This window comes from Ferrovibrio sp. (assembly GCF_965278975.1).
GTDB lineage: Bacteria > Pseudomonadota > Alphaproteobacteria > Ferrovibrionales > Ferrovibrionaceae > Ferrovibrio.
Genome location: NZ_OZ257126.1, coordinates 375,044 through 392,047 on the forward strand (window position 1 = coordinate 375,044; position 17,004 = coordinate 392,047).

A 17,004-nucleotide genomic window follows, 5' to 3' on the forward strand; every position below is an offset into this window, starting at 1 on the left:
TTATAGGGCTTCGTTCATTCCAAGGCCAGTTTCACCGCCGCCGCACCAGCCAGGGGGCTGAGCACCGCGGCGCCTGCCAGGAAGGCCCCCAGCAGCAGCAGATGCGGTTTCGGCGACAGGCCGAAGGCGGCCGCCTCCACCGCACCGACACCGAAAATCAGCACCGGCACCAGCAGCGGCAGGGTGAGCAAAGGCACCAGGATGGCACCGCGCCGGGCGCCGAGCGTCAGTGCCGCACCGATGGCGCCAATCAGGCTCAGCGACGGCGTGCCAAGCAGCAGGGCCAGCAGCAGGGTCGGCAACGCCGCCATATCCATTTGCAGCAGAATAGCCAGCAGCGGCGCCATCAGCGCCAGCGGCAGGCCGGTGCCGAGCCAATGCGCCAGGGTCTTGGCTGCCACCACCAGGCTCAACGGCAATGGCGTCTGCGCCAGGAGGTCCAGGGTGCCATCCTCATGGTCGGCCTGGAACAGCCGGTCGAGCGACAATTGCGCCGCCAGCAGGGCTGCCACCCAGATCACGCCCGGCGCGATGCGGGCCAGCAATTGCGGCTCCGGCCCGACGCCGAGCGGGAACAGGCTGACCGCCAGGACGAAGAATAACAATGTGGTGAGCGCCGCCCCCTGCGCCCCCAGGCCGAGGCGCAGATCCCGCCCGACGATGGCCCAGAAAGTACTCATGCTCCCGCCTCGCCTTCCGCTCCAGGCGCCGTCAGGGTTCCCTGCGGCAGGTTGAGGCTGCGGGCGGCTGCCAGCGGCACATCGACATGGCTGGCCAGCAGCACGATGCCGCCAGCCTCGCGATGCTTTGCCAGGGCCGCGCCAAGCCATTGGATGGCAGAAGTGTCCAGGGCATTGGTTGGTTCATCCAACAGCCACAGGCTGGCCGGGCGCAGCAGCAGCCGGGCCAGCCCCAGGCGCCGCTTCTGGCCGGCGGAAAGATAGCGCCCGGGCAGGCGGCGCTGCCGCCCGAGGCCGGCCTGTTCCAGCGCCTCGGCCGCGCGCTGGCGGGCGGGCTCCGCTGCCAGACCGCCAAGCCGGCCCCAGTAGATCAGATTATCCTCTGCCGTCACCTGCGGCTTCACCGCGTCGGCATGGCCGAGATAGAGCAACCCGGCGCGATAGGCTTCGTTATCCTCCGCGATGCTCCGCCCCTGCCAGGCAACCTTGCCCTGGGCGGGCTGGAGAAAACCCGCAAGCAGGCGCAGCAGGCTGGACTTGCCGCTGCCATTCGGGCCGCGCAGCAGCAGCGCCTCGCCGGGCGCCAGCGCAAAACCGACGCCCTTGAAAAGCTGGCGCTCGCCACGCACCACCGCCAGATTTTCCACCGCCAAGCTCATAGCGGCAGTCTAGCGGGGATCAGCGACTACTGATAGGTGCGCAGGTCGGCGATGACCTTGCCGTCATTGGGCAGCGAGCCGGCAGCAACGGCCTCGACGCTGCCGCGCACCTTGCAGACCGCCTGCAAGGTCTCGGCGACATTGCCGGTGATATCGACGCCAGAGCCTTTCAGCTCGATCTTCAGCACCATCGCATCGGTATTGTTGGTGGACGTGACCTCCAGCCGGGCCTTGGCGATTTCAGCATGGCGCGCCACCACCTGGGCGATCTGGCCCGGCGTGACGAACATGCCTTTCACCTTGGTGGTCTGGTCGGCACGGCCCATCCAGCCCTTGATACGGGTGTTGGTGCGGCCACAGGGGCTCATGCTCGCCATCACCGCCGACATGTCGCCGGTGGCGAAGCGGATCAGCGGATATTCCTTGTTGGTCAGCGTGGTGACCACCACCTCACCCACTTCGCCCGGTGCCACCGGATCGCCGGTGCCGGGGCGCACGATCTCCACCCACACGCCTTCATCCAGTATCATGCCTTCCATCGCCGGGCTCTCATAGGCGATTAGGCCCAGATCGGCGGTGCCGTAATTCTGCAGCACGAAGCAGCCGAGATCGTTGATCTCCTTGCGCAAGCTTGGCGGCAGCGCTTCGCCGCCGACCAGGGCCTTCTTCAAGGAAGAAACATCCAGGCCGAGTTCACGGCCCTTCTGCAGCAGGATGCGCAGGAAGGACGGCGTGCCGCCATAGGCATCGGGCTTGAGGTCGTTCACCGCCTGCAATTGCAGCTCGGTATTGCCGACACCGCCCGGGATCACCGGGCAGCCGATGGCGTGCGCGGCGCTTTCCACCAGCATGCCGGCCGGCGTGAGGTGATAAGAAAAGCAGTTCAGCACCAGATCGCCCGGGCGCAGACCGGCGGCCCACATGGCGCGGGCGAAGCGCCAATGATCCGGGGCATAGCCATCCGGTTCGTAGATCGGGCCCGGCGACTGGAACACATGCTTCAGCTTGGCGCGCGCCACGGCTTCCAGACCGCCAAAGGGCGGCTTGGTCTTCTGGCGTGTTGCCAGATCGGATTTACGCGTTACCGGCAGCCTGGCGAGATCGGCACCAGATTTGATGTCAGCGCCTTCAGCCCCTTTCAGGATTTCACCGAAATAGGCCGAATTGGCCTTGGCATGGGCGATCTGCGCCTGCAATGCCGCCCATTGCGCGGCCTGCCGCTCGGCCGGATCGCGGGTCTCCAGCGCGTCGTAGAACATGTTGTCGGTCATGGTGCTTCCTTAAACTTCAGGCCAGCCAGCGCTTGCGGCGGCGGTAATGCTTCACATCGCGGAAGCTCATGCGCCCGCCGGCGCCAAGCCCGAGATAGAATTCCTTCACATCGGCATTCTCGCGCAGCTGCGAGGCCGGGCCATCCATCACCACGCGGCCATTCTCAAGAATATAGCCGTAATCGGCATAGCGCAGCGCCATGTTGGTATTCTGCTCGGCGACCAGGAAGCTGACCTTGGCTTCCTTGTTCAGCCGGTGGACGATCTCGAAGATTTCCTCGACCAGCTGCGGCGCCAGGCCCATCGAAGGCTCATCCAGCAGGATCATGTTCGGCTTGCTCATCAGTGCCCGGCCGATGGCGGTCATCTGCTGTTCGCCGCCCGAGGTATAGCCGGCCAGCGACTTGCGGCGCACCTTGAGGCGCGGGAAGAAGGTGTAGACCTTCTCCAGTTCATCATTGATGGCGCGGTTGCCGTCGGCGCGGGTATAGGCGCCGGTGAGCAGGTTCTCCTCCACGGTGAGATGGGCGAAGCAATGCCGCCCCTCCATCACCTGGATCAGGCCCTTCTTGACCAGCGCGGAGGGGTTCAACGCCTCGACGCGCTCGGCACGGAAATCGATATGGCCCTTGGTGATATCGCCGCGCTCGGCGCGCAGCAGATTGGAGATCGCCTTGAGCGTGGTGGTCTTGCCGGCCCCATTGGCGCCGAGCAGTGCCACGATGGAACCTTCCGGCACCTGCAGCGACACGCCTTTCAGCACCAGGATGACGTGGTTGTAGATCACTTCGATGTTGTTGACGCTCAGCAGCGGCGGCGTGGCGGCAGTCGGGGCAGCAGCGGTCTGGACATTCATCGCGGTTGGCTCTTGCACGAAGTGACGCGGAAATTCAGCAGCAGGAGATCCCCGCCGGCAATGCCGGCGGGGTCCTGTTTCAGCTTACGACTTGGCGCAGGAGCGCGAGGGGATGTTCTTCTCGCGCTGATACTGCTCGGCACCCGCCAGATAGAGCGGCATCAGCTTCTGGTTCTCCGGAGCGATCCAGTCGCTCACGGTCTTCCAGTGATCGCCTTCCCACTGCACGATCAGCATCTTGCCATCGCCCTGGTGGTTGTCGCAGGACAGCTTGATCGGCTGGATGAAGCCCTTCAGGCCCAGCTTGTCGAGCTTGTCGGCGGTGAGGTTGATATTCTCGAAGCCCCAGCGCGACTGCTCGCCATCCATCACCTTGTTGCCATACTGCGCCTGGGCAGTACGCAGCGCCTCGGTGGTGAACACGGCATTCAGCACGCCGCGCATGTAGCCGATTTCACCGAGATGCTTGCCGTTCTGGCTGCCCTGCCCCTTGTCGATCACCTGGGCCTTGAGCTGCTTGATCAGTTCAAGGTTGCGATCGGCGCTGTGGAAGGTGAGACCACGGAAGCCCTTGGCCGCCGGACCGGCGCCCACGGTGTCGCTATCCTGCGAAGTATACCAGCCGCCGAGGATCTTCTCGCGCGGGAAGCCCACCGCCGCCGCTTCCTTCAGCGACACGGCATTCATCGCACCCCAGCCGGTGAGGTAGACGAAATCCGGGCGCATCTGGCGCACCTGCAGCCAGATCGACTTCTGCTCCAGGCCCGGCGCCGGCACCGGCACCAGCTCAAGCTGGAAGCCGAGTTCCTGGGCATAGTTCTGCAGAACCGGATTCGGCTCCTTGCCATAGGGAATGTCGATAAAGACATGGGCGATCTTCTTGCCCTTCAGCTTGTCCTTGCCGCCGGCTTCCTTGGCGAAGAACTGGATCGCGGCGGAAGCGCCCGACCAGTAGGTGACCGGAGCGTTGAACACCCAGGGGAAGATGTTGCCGACCATCGCCGAGGCGCGGCCATAGGCCATCGAGAAGATCACCGACTTGTCGGTCGGCGCGCGATCGATCAGCGCGTAGGTGATGCCGGTGGAATACGGGCTGAAGATCGTGCCGCCCATCGCCTTGAGGCGCTCGTAGCACTCAACGCCGCGCTCGGTATTGTACTGCGTCTCACATTCCTCGACCTTGAGGCGGACACCATTGAGGCCGCCGTCGCGGGCGTTGAGCAGGGTGATGTAGTCGGCGAAACCGTCGGCGGTCGGCGTACCCGACGGCGCGAAGGGGCCGGTGCGGTAAACCATCGAAGGGATCATCTGGGTCTGCTGCGCCGAGGCGGCGCCCGCCCCGAGCAAGGCGGCGCCTGCAACAAGCGCCATGGTCAATTTGCTGACACGCATTGTTTTTCCTCCCGTTTGCCACCCATTCATGAGGTGGATTGATTTAACCCTAACACGCGAAACCAGACCGGACAAAGCCGGCATTTATCAGCCCATCAATAGGGGAAGGGCCAGACCCGCAGCTTTTCCTTGGTGATCTGCCACAGCCGCGCCAGGCCATGCGGTTCGACGATCAGGAAGAACACGATCATGGCGCCAAACACCATGAACTCGGCATGGGCGATGGCGGCGGTGGACATTTCCAGGCCAATCATCGGCAGGCCACGGGTAAGGAAGATCGGCACCAGCAGGATGAAGAAGGCGCCGAGAAAGCTGCCCAGGATGGAACCCAGGCCGCCAATGATGATCATGAACAGGGCCTGGAAGGACAGGTTGATGTTGAAGCCATCGGGTTCGGCGGAACCAAGATAGACGAAAAGATAAAGCGCACCGGCAATGCCGATATAGAAGGACGAAACGGCAAAAGCCGAGAGCTTGGCGACGACCGGACGGATGCCGATGATTTCAGCCGCGATATCCATGTCGCGGATCGCCATCCACTGCCGCCCCGGATTGGAGCGCACCAGATTCTTCGCCGCCAGCGCCAGAATGGCAACGACACCCAGCGCAAATAGGTATTTCTCCATCGGCGTGTCGATGCTCCAGCCGAACAGGGTCAGCTTCGGCACGGTGATGACGCCGGAAGACGCATGATTGGTGAACCAGCCGAATTTGACGAACAGCCAGGGCAGGAAGAACTGCGCTGCCAGCGTCGCCACTGCCAGATAGAAGCCTTTGATGCGGAGCGACGGCAGGCCGAAGATCACGCCGACCACGGCAGCGAACAGTCCGGCGATGACGAAAACAATCAGCAGATTCAGGTCCGGGATGCGAAAAGCCAGATTCCAGGCTGCCACCGCGCCAACGCCCATGAAGGCGCCGGTACCGAGCGAAACCTGGCCGCAATAACCGGTGAGAATATTGAGGCCCAACGCCGCCAGCGCCATGCAGAGGAACGGGATCAGCAGCGCAGTATAGAGATAGTCGGTCGCCACCATCGGCACGCCGACAAACGCTGCCAGCAGCAGCAGCGCCATGAACACGCGATCCTGCGGAATGGTGAGGATCGCCTGATCGGCGGGATAGGTGGTCTTGAACTGACCGGATTCGCGATACAGCATGGCCGCCCTTCCCTACACGCGCTCGATGATCTTTTCGCCGAACAGGCCCTGCGGGCGGACCAGCAGGAAGCCCAGCGCCAGCACATACGCGAACCAGTTCTCGATACCGCCGCCGAAGGCGGGGCCGATATAGACTTCCGCCAGTTTCTCGCCGGCGCCGATGATCAGACCACCGATGATGGCGCCGGGCACCGAGGTGAAGCCGCCGAGGATCAGCACCGGCAACGCCTTCAGCGCCAGACTGACGATGGCCGGCTGCATGCCGAGCTTGGAACCCCACATCACGCCGGCCACCAGCGCCACCATGCCGGCAATCGACCAGACGATGACCCAGATGACGCTGAGCGGGATGCCCACCGACTGCGCCGCCTGATGATCATCGGCCACCGCGCGGAGCGCGCGGCCGATACGGGTTTTCTGGAACACCACGAGGCCGGCAAGCAACGTGCCGGCAACCAGGGCAGCCCAGAGATCGAAGGACTGGATCAGGATTTCACCATCCATGATGAAGATCGGATCCGTGGGGATGCCGACATCGAAGGCCGTGACGCTGGAGCCCCAGATCGACTGGCCGAAACCGTCGATGAAGTAGGACACGCCGATGGTGGCCATGAACAGGATGATGCCTTCCTGGTTCACCAGATGCCGCAGCACCAGCCGCTCGATGGCGTAGGCCAGCACCGCCATCACCACCAGGGTAAAGATGATGGAGAGCCAGATCGGCACGCCCTTCTGCAGGAAGCCGACGAAGAACAGGCCGGCAAACAGCACCATGGCGCCCTGGGCGAAGTTGAACACACCCGATGCCTTGAAGATCAGTACGAAACCCAGCGCGACGAGCGAATACATCACGCCCGCCATCAGGCCGCCGATCAAAACTTCCAGAAAGAACGCCATAGCCTGCCCGCCCCGCCCTAGTGCTGCACGCCAAGATAGGCGTCGATGACGTCCTTGTTGTTCTTGATCTCGTCGGGCGTGCCATCGCCGATCTTACGGCCGTAATCCAGCACCACCACGCGATCCGAGATATCCATCACCACGCCCATGTCATGTTCGATCAGGCAGATCGTGGTGCCGAATTCGTCATTCACATCCAGGATGAAGCGGCACATATCCTGCTTCTCTTCCAGGTTCATGCCGGCCATCGGCTCGTCCAGCAGCAGCAGGGTCGGCTCGGCAGCCAGCGCGCGGCCCAGCTCGACGCGCTTCTGCAAGCCATAGGGCAGCCGCCCCACCGGCACCTTGCGGATTGCCTCGATTTCCAGGAAGTCGATGATCTTTTCGCAGAATTCGCGGTGCTGCACCTGCTCGCGCTCGGCTGGCCCCTTGTAGATCGCCGAGGCAATCAGGCCGGATTTCATCTTCAGCAGGCGCCCGGTCATGATGTTGTCCAGCGTCGACATGCCCTTGAACAGGGCGATGTTCTGGAAGGTGCGGGCGATGCCCTGGCTGGCCGCCTCGTAGGGCCGCATCTGCTTGCGCGGCTGCCCCTTGAAAGTGATGGTGCCCTGCTGCGGGTGGTAGAAGCCGTTGATGCAGTTCAGCATTGATGACTTGCCGGCGCCGTTCGGGCCGATAATGGCAAGGATTTCGCGCTCGCGGATGGAGAAGCTGATATCGGTGAGCGCCTTCACGCCGCCGAAGCTCAGCGAGATATTCTCCACCTTCAGCATCACGTCACCGATGGACTTCGGGCCGATGGACATGGTTTCAGCACTCATACCGCTCAGCCCGCCTTGCGCATGGTGTCATAGGTTTTGGCAGCGGCGATCTTCAGCCGTGCCTTGAAGCTGCCGGTACGGCCATCCTCGAAGGTGATCTTGGCATCCACCTGCACTTCATTTTGGCCGGAATACAGAGCGTCGATCAGATCGCCGTAACGTTCGGCGATGATGCGGCGGCGCACCTTGCGGGTGCGGGTCAGTTCGCCGTCATCGGCATCCAGTTCCTTGTGCAGGATCAGGAAACGCTTCACCTGGCTGTCGGCCATCGAACTGTCGGAGGCAAGGTCGCGGTTCACCTGTTCGATGCATCCGCGCACCAGGTCATACACCTCCTGCCGGCTGGCTAGGTCGGTGTAGGAGGTATAGGGGATGCCCTTGCGCTCGGCCCAGGAGCCGACCGCCGCGAGATCGATATTGATGAAGGCGGTGGCGTGGTCGCGCTTGTCGCCAAATACTACCGCTTCCTTGATCGACGGGAAGAATTTCAGCTTGTTTTCAACGAATTTCGGCGCGAACAGGGCGCCGGAATTGAGCCGGCCGACATCCTTGGCGCGGTCGATGATGCGCAGATGGCCGGCATCGGTGAACACGCCGGCATCGCCGGTATGCACCCAGCCATCGGCGGTCTTGGTCTCGGCGGTGGCTTCCGGGTTCTTGTAATAGCCGACAAACACGCCCGGGCTGCGATACAGCACCTCGCCGGTCTGCTCATCGATGCGCAGTTCGATGCCCGGACCGGGCGGACCGACGGTATCGGCCTTCACATCGGTATCGGTATGCAGGCAGAGATAGACCGTGCTTTCGGTCTGGCCGTAAAGCTGCTTCAGGTTGATGCCCAGCGCACGGAAGAAATCGAAGATATCCGGGCCAATGGCTTCGCCCGCCGTATAGGCCAGGCGCAGCCGGCTGATGCCGAGCACGTTCTTGAGCGGGCCATAGACCAGCAGGTCGCCCAGCGCGTAGAGCAGACGGTCGGACAGGCCGACCGGCTTGCCTTCCAGGATGGCGCGGCCGGCACGCTTGGCCACGCCGATGAAATACCTGAACATGGCGCGCTTGATCGCGCCGGCATCCTCCATGCGGATCATCACCGTGGCCAGCAGGCCCTCGAAGATGCGCGGCGGCGCAAAGAAGTAGGTCGGACCGATTTCGCGCAGGTCGTTCAGCACCGTCTCGCCCGATTCCGGGCAATTGACGCAGAAACCTGCGATGGTGGCCTCGGCATAGGAAATGAAATTGTCGCCCACCCAGGCCAGCGGCAGATAGGCGAGAATCTCGTCGGTTTCGTTGATCTTGTCGAAATTGATCGCCAGGTTGGCCGAGCGGACCAGATTGTCGTAGCTCAGCATCACGCCCTTGGGCCGGCCCGTGGTGCCTGAAGTATAGCAGATCAGCGCCAGATCCGGCCCCTTGCCCTGCGCCACCTCGGCCTTGAAGAAACCGGCATGGGCAGCATTATGGGCGCGGCCGCGCTCCATCACCCTGTCCAGATCATGCAGGAACGGCTGGTCATAATGCCGCATGCCGCGCGGATCGGCGAAAATGATCAGTTCCAGCTTCGGCAGGCGGTCGCGCACCGACAGCAGCTTGTCGACCTGTTCCTGGTTTTCCGCCAGGGCGAAGCGGGCCTCGGCATGCTCGACGACGTATTGCACCTCGTCGGCGACGCTGTCCTGATAGATCGGCACCGGCACCGCGCCCAGCGCCTGCACGGCACCGAGCGTCCAGTAAAGCTGCGGCCGGTTGTCGCCGATGATGGCCATCTTGTCGCCTCGGCGCAGCCCGAGTTCCTTCAGGCCGCCGGCAATGGCTTCCACGCTGGCCGCCACCTCGCCCCAGCTCCAGCTCTGCCAGATGCCGAGATACTTCTCGCGCATGGCGGGACGGCCATGCCGGTGTTCGGCATTATGGACGAGGAATTTCGGGATCGTGTCGCGTCCAAGCGGATCGCGACCGTCCGGCTTCTCCACACTCAACGTCGCCTCCCTGTATGGCGCCCGCGCGGCTTTGTGCCGCGTCGTCATTTGATAGTGCAATCGTTGATAGGCTCCGCCGGGCGCGGCAGTCAAGGCCCGTCGCTGCGTCAGGGTGGGGCAAAGTCAACCGGGGTTGAATATATTTCACCGCGAAAGCGCCCGGTTCTTCGCAGAACCCCTTGGCAAAAAGGGCGATTTACGGCACGAATGGCGGGCGCCAGCAGTCGGCTTCAAGCCGCGCGGCACGAGATTCCAGCTCCACCCGATGCAAGGAAGGATCGCCCCGTGAAAGCCCCGAAGAAATCCAGCCGCCCGGCCGCCAAGAAGGCCAAGAAGGCCGCCAAGAAGCCGGCAGCGAAGGTGACCAAAAAAACGGCAGCCGCCCGCAAGCCGGCCGCTCCGAAGACCGTCAAGAAAGCCGTCAAGAAGATCGTGAAGAAAGCCGCCGCCAAGCCGGCAAAGGCGAAGGTGTCCGGCGCTGCCCGTGCGGTTGCCATCGCGGTGGGCCAGGACAGCCTGAAGACCCGCAAGACCCTCAAGGTCGGCAACAAGAGCTATGCCTACTACTCGCTGAAGGCCGCCGAAAAGACCCTGGGCGACCTTTCCCGCCTGCCCTATTCGCTGAAGGTGCTGCTGGAAAACCTGCTGCGCTATGAAGACGGCCGCAGCGTCACCGTGGACGACGTGAAGGCCGTGGGCCAGTGGCTGAAGGACCGCCGCTCGGATCGCGAGATCGCCTACCGCCCGGCCCGCGTGCTGATGCAGGACTTCACCGGCGTGCCTGCCGTGGTCGACTTGGCCGCGATGCGCGACGCGATGCAGAAGCTGGGTGGCGACACCAAGAAGATCAATCCGCTCTCCCCGGTCGATCTGGTGATCGACCACTCGGTGATGGTGGATTATTCCGCCAGCGGCGGCGCCTTCAAGAAGAACGTGGACCTGGAATACGAGCGCAACGGCGAACGCTACGCCTTCCTGCGCTGGGGCCAGTTCGCGTTTGACAATTTCCGCGTCGTGCCGCCGGGCACCGGCATCTGCCACCAGGTGAACACCGAATACCTGGCCCAGACCGTGTGGACCGGCATGGACGGCAAGACCGAGGTGGCCTACCCCGATACGCTGGTCGGCACCGACAGCCACACCACCATGGTGAACGGCCTGGCCGTGCTCGGCTGGGGCGTTGGCGGCATTGAAGCCGAAGCGGCCATGCTGGGCCAGCCGATCTCCATGCTGCTGCCGGAAGTGGTCGGTTTCCGCCTCACCGGCAAGACCAAGGAAGGCACCACCGCCACCGACGTGGTGCTGACCGTGACGCAGATGCTGCGCAAGAAGGGCGTGGTCAACAAGTTTGTTGAATTCTACGGCCCGGGCGTCGACGCGCTGTCCATCGCCGATCGCTGCACCATCGCCAACATGGCGCCGGAATATGGTGCCACCTGCGGTTTCTTCCCCGTGGACGGCGAAACCATCGAGTATCTGAAGGCGACCGGCCGCGACCCGCAGCGCATCAAGCTGGTGGAAGCCTATGCCAAGGCGCAGGGTCTGTGGCGCACCGCCCGCTCGGCCGAGCCGGTGTTCACCGACACCCTGGAACTGGACCTCAACAGTGTCGAGCCGTCGCTTGCCGGCCCGACTCGCCCCGAGGGCCGCGTAGCCTTGAGCCGCGTCGCTGGTGATTTCAGGGAGCTGCTCGGCACCAGCTATGGCAAGAAGACGGCGCAGGATTTCCGCGTCAAGGTCGATGGCGCCAAGTTCGATGTTGGCCATGGCGACGTGGTGATTGCCGCGATCACCTCCTGCACCAACACCTCGAACCCGAGCGTGCTGCTCGGTGCCGGCCTGCTGGCCCGCAACGCGCTGAAGAAGGGCCTGAAGAGCAAGCCGTGGGTCAAGACCTCGCTGGCGCCCGGCAGCCAGGTGGTCACCGACTACCTCGCCAAGTCCGGCGTGCAGAAGCATCTCGACAAGCTGGGCTTCCAGATCGTCGGCTATGGCTGCACCACCTGCATCGGCAATTCCGGCCCGCTGCCGGACAATATCTCCAAGTCGATCACCGATAACGACTTCGTCGTCGGCGCCGTGCTCTCGGGCAACCGCAACTTCGAAGGCCGCGTCCACCCGCTGACCAAGGCGAACTACCTCGCCTCGCCGATGCTGGTGGTGGCCTATGCGCTGGCCGGCAACATGAAGATCGACATCACCAAGGAGCCGCTTGGCCATGACGCCAAGGGCAAGCCGGTCTACCTCAAGGACATCTGGCCCTCCAACAAGGAGATCGCCACGATGGTGCGCAAGTATGTCACCGCCGCGATGTTCAAGAAGCGCTATGCCGACGTGTTCAAGGGCGATACCAACTGGCGCAAGATCAAGGTCGGCACCGGCCAGACCTACAATTGGGACAACACTTCGACCTATGTGCAGAACCCGCCATATTTCGAAACCCTGTCCAAGACCCCGGTACCGATCACAGATGTGAAGGGTGCCCGCGTTCTGGCCGTGCTGCCGGACAAGATCACCACCGACCACATCTCGCCTGCCGGCTCGATCAAGAAGGACGGCCCCGCCGGCAAGTACCTGATGGACAACAAGGTGACCTATGCCGACTTCAACTCCTATGGTGCCCGCCGTGGCAACCACGAGGTGATGATGCGCGGCACCTTCGCCAATATCCGGCTCAAGAACGAGCTGGTGCCGGGCACCGAGGGCGGCATCACCAAGTACCAGCCGACCGGCGAAGTGATGTCGATCTACGACGCCGCGATGAAGTACAAGGCATCCGGTACGCCTCTGGTGATTTTCGCCGGCAAGGAATACGGCAACGGTTCCTCGCGCGACTGGGCGGCCAAGGGCACAATCCTGCTAGGTGTGAAGGCGGTGATCGCGGAGAGCTACGAGCGTATCCACCGCTCCAACCTGGTGGGCATGGGCGTGCTGCCGTTACAGTTCCTCAACGACATGACCCGCTTCGACCTCAAGCTTGACGGCACGGAGAAGTTCGATATCTCCGGCGTCGCCAGCGGGCTTAAGCCGCGCATGAAGCTGCCGGTGACCCTGACCCGCGCCGATGGCTCGACCCAGACCTTCGAGGTGCTCTGCCGCATCGATACGCTGGACGAGATCGAGTATTACAAGAATGGCGGCATCCTGCAGACGGTGCTGCGCAACCTCGCCGCCTGACAAGGCCGCATGGCGTTCAAGCGAACGGCCGGGGCGCAATCCCCGGCCGTTTGTTTTTCAGGGAGTGGCAATGGCGGATGATGCAGCAGCGCTGACCGGCTGGTTGCAGGCATCGGCTCAAGCCATGCGCTGCCTGCGGCTGGCGCGCGACCTGGCGTTGCCCGACTGGGCCATTGGCGCCGGCTTCATCCGCTCGCTGGTCTGGGATCGCTTGAGCGGCTATGCCCAGCCAACCCCGCTGGCCGATATCGACCTGCTGTATTTCGATGGCACGGACCTGTCGCCCCGGCGCGAACAGGAGGCCGAAGCCTGGCTGGAGGAGCAGGCGCCGGGCCTGGGCTGGAGCGTGCGCAATCAGGCACGGATGCATGCCGGCAATGGCGACCTGCCCTACCGCAACACCCTGGACGCGATCGCCCATTGGCTGGAAACGCCGACCGCCGTGGCGGCACGGCTGGAGCCAGACAGCCGGATCACGCTGCTGGCGCCCTATGGGCTGGAAGATCTGATGGCGCTACGGGTGCGGCCAACCCTCTCAGGTGAACGCCGCTTCGCCGCCTATCACGCCCGCATGGCGGCGAAAAACTGGCCCGCCATCTGGCCGCGTGTGGTGGTCGAAAAGCCTACCTGACCCTGACCAGCTCGACGTCGAAGATCATGGTGGCATTGGGCGGGATGACGCCGCCGCCGGCGCCACGCGCGCCATAACCGAGGTCGGGCGGAATGATCAGGGTACGGCGGCCGCCCACCTTCATGCCGGCGATGCCCTCATCCCAGCCACGAACCACGCGGCCAGCACCCAGCGGGAATTCGATAGGTTCGCCACGGTCACGCGAGGAATCGAACTTGGTGCCCTTCTGACCGTTCTGGAACAGCCAGCCGGTGTAATGCACCGCGACGGTATGGCCGCGCATGGCCTCGGCGCCGGTCCCCAGTTTCTCGTCGGTGTAGCGCAGGCCCGAGGGGGTGCGCTGTTCCACGCCAGCGGTCTGGGCATCAACAGGTTCGGACATGGCGATCACTCCCAGGCAAAGAATAAGGGCGGCGAACAGACGGCGCATGGCATTCACTCCGGCAATGAAGGTTTTTAGCGAACCGCGACGAGTTCGATTTCAAACATCAGGGTGGCGCCGGGCGGGATGATGCGGCCCATGCCCTGGCTGCCATAGCCCAGATAGGGCGGCACGATGATCCAGCGCTTGCCGCCGACCTTCATGTAGCGCACGCCTTCGTCCCAGCCCTTGACCACCTTGCCGGCGCCCAGCTGGAAAGAGAAGGGTTCCTTGCGCGCTCGCGAAGAGTCGAACATGCGACCGGCCTGGCCGTTCACATAGAGCCAGCCGGTATAATGCACGGTCACAACCCGGTCCGGCGTGGCCTTTTCGCCATCGCCTACCTTCTCTTCCCAGACCTTCAGGCCAGAGGCGGTCGCGCTGAATTTAGCGCCATCCTGCCCCGATTTCCCGAGGCCGATGGCTTCCATGATTTTGCCAAACATAGTGCCAGTATACCCTCTTCCGATGCCGGAGTGTAGGGGGTCTGGCCGGAAATGCAATGGAATCAGACTGAAAGCGGGACCGCCGGCACGCTGGTGGCCTCATCCGCCAGTGGCTCGCCCATGGTCTCATGGAGGGTCTCGCGGAGGGCCGCCCAATGCAGGATTTCCAGCCGCCCGTCATGGTGTTCCACCAGGGCAGTGCAGCTTTCCACCCAGTCACCATCGTTGCAGTAGAGAATGCCGTCGATATCGCGCATCTCGGCGTGGTGGATATGGCCACAGACCACGCCATCGACATGACGCCGCCGCGCCTCCTCGGCAATCGCCTTTTCGTAGTCCGAGATGAACTCGACGGCGTTTTTCACCTTGTGCTTGAGATAAGCCGAAAGCGACCAGTAAGACAGGCCCATCTTGTGGCGCAGGTGATTGAACCAGGTATTCAGGCCGAGCGCTGCCGAATAAGCCATGTCACCCAGCAGAGCCAGCCATTTGGCATAGGTGACAATGCCGTCGAAATGGTCGCCATGGGTGACCAGCAGCAGCCGGCCATCCGCGGTGCGGTGGATTGCCTCCATCTGCACCGCCACGCCGCCGAATTGCAGCTCGGTGAAATCGCGCAAGGCTTCGTCATGGTTGCCCGGCACATAGACCACATGGGTGCCTTTGCGCGCCTTGCGCAGCAACTTCTGCACCACGTCGTTATGACTCTGGTTCCAGTACCAGGAGCGTTTCAGGCGCCAGCCGTCAATGATGTCGCCGACCAGGTAGAGGGTCTGCGATTCCGTGTAGCGTAGGAATTCCAGCAGCAGATCCGCCTTGCAGCCACGGGTGCCGAGATGGATGTCTGATATCCAGATGGTACGGAAGCGCAGAACGCTCCCGCTGCTTGCATCGGGAGTCATGTCCAACGGGACCATGTTCATCGCTTGCTCCGGCGCCGAATCGGCACGCGGGCCGCGTGCCGGCGCGACGATGCGTCGCGGGCAGGCGCAAGTCCCGTGAATTTTCCATGACCTGTGTGACGGTGCGGTTACAGCCCGCCTTAGCGCAATATTGCTTCGGCTGAAGCAGGATCAGCGCAGGATATTTACGATGCGGCGGTTGGCGCCATTGGTGAAGTCGAGCGACGCCACGGAAAGGCCGCGCTGCACGATGGCCGATTGCCGCACCGCCATGGCTTCCGCCACATCCGTATCGACCAGAGCACCCACACCCTTCTTGAGTGCATCGGTAAGGGAGTCGACAAAACTGTGGCTCTCCGAGAGGGAACGGCCCGTGGCGGCGAAATCCGCCAGCGTGACATTCACCTGCCGCTCGAATGCACGCGCCGCATCCAGCGCCGTCAGAGCCGAAGCCGAATCCGTGATGTTGTTCACCGCCGTGCTCAGATCATCAAGTTCGGTCTGGGCGTTGAACGTGCCGACCGTGATCGAAGTGCCTTTGGTGTCGGAGAGGAAACTGCGCGCCTGGGCATTGGCTTCAAGCTGACTGAAGCCATTATAGCGCGAGGTGTTGCGGGCAGAGTCGATCTGCTCCAGCAACGTCAGGGTGTTGTTCTTGATGATGGTCCGCGCACTTTCCGCCGTGGCGCCATCGGCCAGCAGGATGATGTTGGCGCGGATGTCATTGGTCAGATCATAAATCTGGCGCAGGCCGGCCAAAGCCACCTGCACGGTATTCTGCCCCTGGGTGAGCGAGGAACTTACCGCAGCCGAGGATTTCACCTGGGCGCGCACCCCCTGGGCAACAGCGAAAATCGAAGCGTCGTCGCTGGCATCAGCAACGCGATAACCGGATTCGATCCGCTTGGATGAAGAAACGAAGCGCGTATCGATTTCGCGCAACGAGTGGACGGCCGATATCGCCGCCGCGCTGGTGATGACCGAGACCATTCTGTCCCCCATCCTTAGCTAAATTCTGCTTCAGGATGCCACCCGTTCTCGGGCGGCGACCCAGATTTACCTCTTTTTAATAATTTTCCGCCGCGATTGCAAGCACTTATCGAAAGCGCGGCCTTCACGGCGGGCCAGTGCCTGGAACGCAACTGTCGATTCAGGCAGGTTTTTCAATGGTTTTCGCACGCCCGCAGGTTGCGTTAACCACATAGCTTAACCCTAACAAAAAGGGCCCGCCTTGCGGCGAGCCCTTTCAGTATTCGGAACCCTAAAGGCTCAGACGGCTTCCTTCAGCGCCTTCGAAGCGCGGAAAGCGACCTTCTTGGAGGCCTTGATCTTGATCGGCTCGCCGGTCTGCGGATTGCGACCGGTGCGGGCGGCGCGCTTGCGCACCTGCAGCACACCGAGATCGCCGAGACGGATACGCTCGCCCTTCTTCAGGGACTTGGTGACAGCGGCGAAGAAGTCGTCGAACAGGGCGACGGTGGACTTCTTCTGCAGGCCGTTCTTCTCGGCCAGCGTGTTGACGATCTGCTTCGCGGTCACGGTGACCGTCTTGGTAGCGGCGGCGGCTTTCGCCATGGTTTTCACTCCTCCGTTGGATCGATCTTTTCGGGTGTCCGAATCGAATCGGGGTGCATCCCCGAATCACTCCATAGCACCGCCAAACGGAATTTCCCATCGCCTGATAACGAAAAAGCCGCTTGAAATGCGGC

16 protein-coding genes are annotated in these 17,004 nt (G+C 62.9%); 2 read left to right on the plus strand and 14 right to left on the minus strand.

Features of this window, described 5'->3' with window-relative positions; genetic code table 11:
* Positions 1-14: 14 nt before the first annotated feature.
* The 9 genes from ccmB to ACQY7X_RS01850 all read right to left on the minus strand — a co-directional run bounded on the left by ccmB (position 15) and on the right by ACQY7X_RS01850 (position 9,712).
* Positions 15-680 carry a heme exporter protein CcmB gene (ccmB, locus tag ACQY7X_RS01810; RefSeq protein ID WP_428248132.1) on the minus strand — a complete coding sequence of 222 codons (666 nt, stop codon included), beginning with the start codon at positions 678-680 and terminating at the stop codon, positions 15-17.
* Positions 677-1,339, minus strand: a complete 663-nt coding sequence (ccmA, locus tag ACQY7X_RS01815; protein ID WP_428248133.1) for a heme ABC exporter ATP-binding protein CcmA — start codon at positions 1,337-1,339, stop codon at positions 677-679. Before ccmA ends, ccmB begins: the two co-directional genes overlap by 4 nt.
* Before the next feature lie 26 nt (positions 1,340-1,365).
* Positions 1,366-2,610 carry a phenylacetate--CoA ligase family protein gene (locus ACQY7X_RS01820; RefSeq protein ID WP_428248134.1) on the minus strand — a complete coding sequence of 415 codons (1,245 nt, stop codon included), beginning with the start codon at positions 2,608-2,610 and terminating at the stop codon, positions 1,366-1,368.
* Positions 2,611-2,626: 16 nt separating this feature from the next.
* A complete protein-coding gene (locus ACQY7X_RS01825; protein WP_428248135.1) occupies positions 2,627-3,466 on the minus strand; it encodes an ABC transporter ATP-binding protein in 840 nt (279 codons plus the stop codon).
* Positions 3,467-3,550: 84 nt separating this feature from the next.
* Positions 3,551-4,858 (minus strand): ABC transporter substrate-binding protein, encoded by a 1,308-nt coding sequence (locus tag ACQY7X_RS01830; protein WP_428248136.1) that lies wholly within the window; start codon positions 4,856-4,858, stop codon positions 3,551-3,553.
* A 95-nt stretch (positions 4,859-4,953) separates the two neighbouring features.
* A complete protein-coding gene (locus tag ACQY7X_RS01835; protein ID WP_428248137.1) occupies positions 4,954-6,018 on the minus strand; it encodes a branched-chain amino acid ABC transporter permease in 1,065 nt (354 codons plus the stop codon).
* Between the two features lie 12 nt (positions 6,019-6,030).
* Positions 6,031-6,915 carry a branched-chain amino acid ABC transporter permease gene (locus ACQY7X_RS01840; protein ID WP_428248138.1) on the minus strand — a complete coding sequence of 295 codons (885 nt, stop codon included), beginning with the start codon at positions 6,913-6,915 and terminating at the stop codon, positions 6,031-6,033.
* Positions 6,916-6,932: 17 nt separating this feature from the next.
* Entirely contained in the window at positions 6,933-7,739 is an 807-nt protein-coding gene (locus ACQY7X_RS01845) for an ABC transporter ATP-binding protein (RefSeq protein WP_428248139.1), read from the minus strand.
* 5 nt (positions 7,740-7,744) lie between these two features.
* Complete coding sequence (locus tag ACQY7X_RS01850; RefSeq protein WP_428250029.1) at positions 7,745-9,712, minus strand: AMP-binding protein; 1,968 nt, start codon at positions 9,710-9,712, stop codon at positions 7,745-7,747.
* A 501-nt stretch (positions 9,713-10,213) separates the two neighbouring features.
* Between ACQY7X_RS01850 and acnA the strand changes: the two genes are divergently transcribed.
* The gene (acnA, locus tag ACQY7X_RS01855) at positions 10,214-12,895 is read left to right on the plus strand and encodes an aconitate hydratase AcnA (protein ID WP_428250030.1); all 2,682 of its coding nucleotides are present in this window, start codon (positions 10,214-10,216) and stop codon (positions 12,893-12,895) included.
* A gap of 70 nt (positions 12,896-12,965) precedes the next feature.
* Entirely contained in the window at positions 12,966-13,526 is a 561-nt protein-coding gene (locus ACQY7X_RS01860) for a nucleotidyltransferase family protein (protein WP_428248140.1), read from the plus strand.
* Here ACQY7X_RS01860 and ACQY7X_RS01865 read toward each other — a convergent pair.
* From ACQY7X_RS01865 to ACQY7X_RS01885, 5 genes are all read right to left on the minus strand, one after another.
* Positions 13,519-13,908, minus strand: a complete 390-nt coding sequence (locus ACQY7X_RS01865; RefSeq protein WP_428248141.1) for an FKBP-type peptidyl-prolyl cis-trans isomerase — start codon at positions 13,906-13,908, stop codon at positions 13,519-13,521. The genes ACQY7X_RS01860 and ACQY7X_RS01865 overlap by 8 nt on opposite strands.
* 74 nt (positions 13,909-13,982) lie before the next feature.
* A complete protein-coding gene (locus ACQY7X_RS01870) occupies positions 13,983-14,393 on the minus strand; it encodes an FKBP-type peptidyl-prolyl cis-trans isomerase (RefSeq protein ID WP_341979513.1) in 411 nt (136 codons plus the stop codon).
* A 62-nt stretch (positions 14,394-14,455) separates the two neighbouring features.
* Complete coding sequence (locus tag ACQY7X_RS01875; RefSeq protein WP_428248142.1) at positions 14,456-15,316, minus strand: UDP-2,3-diacylglucosamine diphosphatase; 861 nt, start codon at positions 15,314-15,316, stop codon at positions 14,456-14,458.
* A gap of 150 nt (positions 15,317-15,466) precedes the next feature.
* Positions 15,467-16,285 carry a flagellin gene (locus ACQY7X_RS01880; RefSeq protein WP_428248143.1) on the minus strand — a complete coding sequence of 273 codons (819 nt, stop codon included), beginning with the start codon at positions 16,283-16,285 and terminating at the stop codon, positions 15,467-15,469.
* A gap of 279 nt (positions 16,286-16,564) precedes the next feature.
* Positions 16,565-16,870: an HU family DNA-binding protein gene (locus ACQY7X_RS01885; protein ID WP_428248144.1), complete on the minus strand. Its 306-nt coding sequence runs from the start codon at positions 16,868-16,870 to the stop codon at positions 16,565-16,567.
* Between the last annotated feature and the right edge of the window lie 134 nt (positions 16,871-17,004).